Origin of the sequence: Streptomyces sp. SID5910 (genome assembly GCF_009862125.1) — a bacterium.
Taxonomy (GTDB): Bacteria; Actinomycetota; Actinomycetes; order Streptomycetales; family Streptomycetaceae; genus Streptomyces.
Map to the genome: position 1 here is coordinate 1 of NZ_WWHX01000941.1, position 4345 is coordinate 4345.

The window sequence follows — 4345 nt, forward strand, 5'->3', positions numbered from 1 at the left end:
ACGGCAAGATCCGCATGGACTGCTCGTCGCCGCACGCGATGGCCTCGCTCATCGAGCGGCGCGACCGCTTCGACATCGCCACCGGCAACGACGCCGACGCCGACCGGCACGGCATCGTCACCCCCGACGCCGGCCTGATGAACCCCAACCACTACCTGGCCACCGCCATCCACTACCTGTACGCCCACCGCACCGAGTGGCCCGCCGACGCGGGCGTGGGCAAGACGCTGGTGTCCTCCGGCATGATCGACCGGGTCGCCGCCGACCTCGGCCGACGGCTGGTCGAGGTGCCCGTCGGGTTCAAGTGGTTCGTGGACGGACTGGTCGGCGGCACCCTCGGCTTCGGCGGCGAGGAGTCGGCCGGCGCCTCCTTCCTGCGCCGGGACGGCTCCGTGTGGACCACGGACAAGGACGGCCTCATCCTGGCCCTGCTCGCCTCCGAGATCACCGCCGTCACCGGTAAGACGCCGTCCGAGCACTACGCCGCCCTCACCGCCCGCTTCGGCGAGCCCGCCTACGCCCGCATCGACGCCCCCGCCACCCGGGAGGAGAAGGCCCGCCTGGCCAAGCTGTCCCCGGCCCAGGTCAGCGCCGACACCCTCGCCGGGGAGCCGGTCACCGGCGTGCTCACCGAGGCGCCGGGCAACGGCGCCTCGATCGGCGGCATCAAGGTGACCACGGAGAACGCCTGGTTCGCGGCCCGCCCCTCGGGCACCGAGGACGTCTACAAGATCTACGGCGAGTCGTTCCTCGGCCCCGACCACCTCCGGCAGGTCCAGGACGAGGCCAAACTCGTCGTCCTCGGCGCCCTCGGAGGCTGACCCCGCCGGTGCTCCTCTAGGCCCGGCCGGCCCGGGGGAGCGCCACGGTCAGTCCGCGGATCTCGTAGCCGCCGATCGCCTCCTGGAAGCCGACGCGCGGCCGGCCGGTCATCCGCAGGCCGTCGAGAGCGAACAGGCGGCTGAGGAACACGTCGGTCTCCAGGATCGCGATGTGCGCCCCGGGACACCGGTGCGGTCCGTCGCCGAAGGACAGCCCCGCACCGACCTCCGGTGCCCTGCCGGGCCGGACCAGCAGGGGATCGTCCCCCACGGCGCCCGGGTCGGCGTTGGCGTGGTCCAGCAGGATCTCGACGTGCTCGCCCGGGCACACCGTCACCGCCCCGTCGGACGAGTCCAGCCGGAGTTCCTCGGTGGCCCGGCGGCGCAGTTGCCCGACCACCGGCTCCAGCCGCAGCAGCTCCCGCAGCACGGCCAGGCGCCCGGTCTCGTCCGCCGAGCGGTAGTGCGCCAGCAGCCCGGCGTCCGTGAACAGGTGCCAGGCGGCCAGACACACGAACTCGCGGGTCGTGACCATGCCGGCCGCGGCGAACGTCAGGCACTCGCCGAGGATCTCCGCGTCCGAGCAGCCCTCCGCGATCAGGTGGGAGATCAGGTCGTCGTGCTCCCGGCGGCGGTGCGCGCGGATCGCGGGGCGGACGTCGGCGAGATGGATGCGCAGCCAGTTGGAGTTCTGCCGCAGGAACCAGTAGAGGCCGCGCACACTGGTCAGGCCCGGCTCGCCGAACTCCTCCGGGAAGAACCGCTCCAGCCTGCGCCGGATGCCCGGTCTGCCGTACCGCAGGCCGACGACCTCGCTCACCACGCCGATGGCCAGGTCGAAGGCGAGGTCGGACAACGGGGCCTCACCGGTCGTGCGCAGGACCGCCAGCTGCTCCTCGGCGATGCGGACCATCAGCTCGCGGTAGTGCTCGTCCACCCGGCGGGGAGTGAAGAAACGCGCGGTCTGCCGGCGGTGTTCGCGGTGCTCGGGCCCGTCCCGGTAGAGGACGGGGCGGCGGATGCGGGGCGGCAGCTTCTCCACCGTCTCGATGCCGAGACCGGCCTGCACGGTCCCCGGGCCGCGCAGCAGCGTGCGCGCCACCGCGTAGTCGTGCACGCGCCACGTCCCGTCGTCGGCGCGGCTGACCGGGCACGCCGGCCGTTCCCTGCCCCGGTCGGCCTTGCGCGCGGATCCCATGGCCTCCTGCACCGGCGGACACCCCCAAGTCCCTCGGTGGGCGGCCCTGTTGGCCGCCCACCCCACCCTCGTGCCGACAGGATCGGGCACGCGCCGGTCCGCCCGCCACCCCTGATCGCGCCGGACGGGAGCCGTCCGCCGACGCGCTCACGGCGGCCGACGAGCACCGCGACGGGTACCGGGACGTACCGGGCTTCCACCGACCCGGTGCCGTGCCCGCGGTGACACGAGGGACGTGCCGGGCGTACCGATGGAGATCGTGCCGGATGTTTCCGGGAATTCGGGGGTAGACGGGCTGGCGTAACGGTCAAGGCTCAGGAAGAGGGCGGATCGGATGAACGGGGCTGCCCGATATGGGGACCGGCTGGAGAAGCCGCCGGTCAGGGTTTCCGCGGAGTACGAGGGCATTCCCGGCGACATCGCCCGGGGCCGCGAGCTGGCCCGGGCCTTTCTGGCACGGCTGCGGGCGGCCCGCGGGGTCGTGGTGTCCGACCGGACGGTGGACGTCGTACAGCTCGTGGTCAGTGAGCTGCTGACGAACGCCTGCAAGTACGCGCCCGGGCCGTCCCTGGTCGACCTGGAGCTGGCCGAGGACCGGGTCGAGGTGAGCGTGTGGGACAGCGATCCGGTGCTGCCCGTGCCCGCGGCCTCGGACCCCGGCCGGATCGGCCGGCACGGGCTGGAGATCGTCATGGCCGTCTGCCAGACCTTCGAGGTGCGCAGAGAACCGGTCGGCAAGCGCACGACGGCCGCGGTGCGGCTCGCCGACGCGTGATGTGCCGGCCGTCCGCCGGGCAACGGCGTGAGCGGCTCCGTCACCCCGCGGCGGGCCGGCCGCCGGGGCGCGGGAGCCGGTACAGCACATTCCGGCGCAACGGCCCCTCGGGCACGCCCGGGTCGTCGAAGTCGTCGGCCGGATCGCGGGTCATGCCCAGCCGGTCCATCACGGCCCGCGAACGACGATTGGTGGCCGCCGTGATCGCGAGGACCTCCTCAAGACCCAGCTCCTCGAAGGCGAAGGCCACCGCGGCCCGGGCGGCCTCGGTGGCGTAACCGTGCCCCCAGGCGGGACGGGCCAGCCGCCAGCCGGCCTCGGTCCCGGTGAACGGCAGCCCGTCCTCGACCGGATCGAGCCCCGCGAACCCGATGAACTCACCGCTGGCCGCGACCTCCACCGCCCACCATCCCCAGCCCCGCCGCCCCAGATCGGCCTGGAAACGCGCCGCGGAGGCGTCGCTCTGCTCCCGGGTGAGCACCCCGGGGAAGTACGCGCGGACCACCGGGTCGGCGTTCAGGGCCGCCCACGGGGCCAGGTCGGACCTCCGCCACTCGCGCAGGACAAGACGATCGGTACGCAGCTCGGCCATCACGTCAACCTAGAGGGCCCGCTCCAGTGCGGCGACCGAATATCGGCCCGCCGGGGAGACCGGACGCGTTCCCTCCATCGGCCGCTTCCGGACGGTTCGTCCGCGCCCGCTGAGGGAACCTGGCGGGGTGGACGGCATCGGAAGGCTGTGAGGGTCGTGACGTCACGCTCGGCGGGCCACCAGGAGGGCGACGGGCCCGGACACGACGGGGCGGACGGCGCCACCGACCCCGGCTTCGCCCGCGCCGTCCTCCACGACCTCGGCGCCGGCGTCCTCACCCTCGACCCGTCCGCCCGCATCACCTGGGTGAACCCGTGGGCCGAGCAGATGCTGGGGCGGTCGGCGGCGGAGATGACCGGGCACGACGCGCACGACCTGCTCCACCGGTACGCCGACGGCAGCCCAGTCCCCCGGGAGCTGTGCGCGCTGCGCAACCCCTTGTACGGGGCGCCCGCCGAGGAGGGCAGCGAGGAGTACTTCCAGCGGGCGGACGGCAGCACGGTGCCGATCATCTGGGCCGCCACCCCTCTGGTCGTGGGCGGCCGCCGGGAAGGCGTGGTGATCGTCTTCCACGACTTCAGCCTGCACCGCAGCGCCGCCGAGGAGGCGCAGGCACGCACCGGGGCGCTGGAGACCCTCACCGCCCAGCTGCACCTGGTGGCCGAGATCTCCACGGTGCTGGTCCCCACCGAGCGCACCTCCGTCATCATCCGCCGCCTCCTGGGGCTGCTCGTGCCGGAACTCGGACAGTGGGCCGCCGTCGACGCCCACCCGGGACAGCAGGACACGCTGGAACGCGTCGACGTCCGCAGCAGCGCCCACCCGCACCGGGCCCGGCGTCTGCGCGGGCCGCTCGCCCCGCTGCCGGACCCCTCCCGCGCGGCACTGGCACGGCTGGTCAACGGTGACCGCCCCGTCGTCCTGACCGCCGAGGACCTGCTCCACGACCCGCGGACCCC

At 73.9% G+C, this 4345-nt stretch carries 5 protein-coding genes; 3 read left to right on the forward strand and 2 right to left on the reverse strand.

The window, feature by feature from the left end; translation table 11 throughout:
- Positions 1-821 (forward strand): phosphohexomutase domain-containing protein (locus GTW67_RS33575; protein ID WP_161168508.1); only part of this gene is annotated, 821 nt, incomplete at its 5' end.
- A gap of 16 nt (positions 822-837) precedes the next feature.
- Here GTW67_RS33575 and GTW67_RS33580 read toward each other — a convergent pair.
- Complete coding sequence (locus GTW67_RS33580) at positions 838-2019, reverse strand: cytochrome P450 (protein WP_161168509.1); 1182 nt, start codon at positions 2017-2019, stop codon at positions 838-840.
- A 334-nt stretch (positions 2020-2353) separates the two neighbouring features.
- Between GTW67_RS33580 and GTW67_RS33585 the strand changes: the two genes are divergently transcribed.
- Complete coding sequence (locus GTW67_RS33585; protein WP_161168510.1) at positions 2354-2794, forward strand: ATP-binding protein; 441 nt, start codon at positions 2354-2356, stop codon at positions 2792-2794.
- A 40-nt stretch (positions 2795-2834) separates the two neighbouring features.
- Here the strand turns inward: GTW67_RS33585 and GTW67_RS33590 are convergent, their stop codons facing one another.
- Positions 2835-3386: a GNAT family N-acetyltransferase gene (locus GTW67_RS33590; protein ID WP_202438046.1), complete on the reverse strand. Its 552-nt coding sequence runs from the start codon at positions 3384-3386 to the stop codon at positions 2835-2837.
- Positions 3387-3542: 156 nt separating this feature from the next.
- On the opposite strand from GTW67_RS33590, the gene GTW67_RS33595 reads away from it, so the two are divergent.
- A partial coding sequence (locus GTW67_RS33595) for a PAS domain-containing protein (RefSeq protein WP_161168512.1) occupies positions 3543-4345 on the forward strand: 803 nt, incomplete at its 3' end.

Bases quoted from the DNA above. Each gene is read 5' to 3' on its own strand.
- GTW67_RS33580 (WP_161168509.1), bottom strand. From the start codon at position 2,019: ATGGGATCCGCGCGCAAGGCCGACCGGGGCAGGGAACGGCCGGCGTGC.
- GTW67_RS33590 (WP_202438046.1), bottom strand. From the start codon at position 3,386: ATGGCCGAGCTGCGTACCGATCGTCTTGTCCTGCGCGAGTGGCGGAGG.
- GTW67_RS33585 (WP_161168510.1), top strand. From the start codon at position 2,354: ATGAACGGGGCTGCCCGATATGGGGACCGGCTGGAGAAGCCGCCGGTC.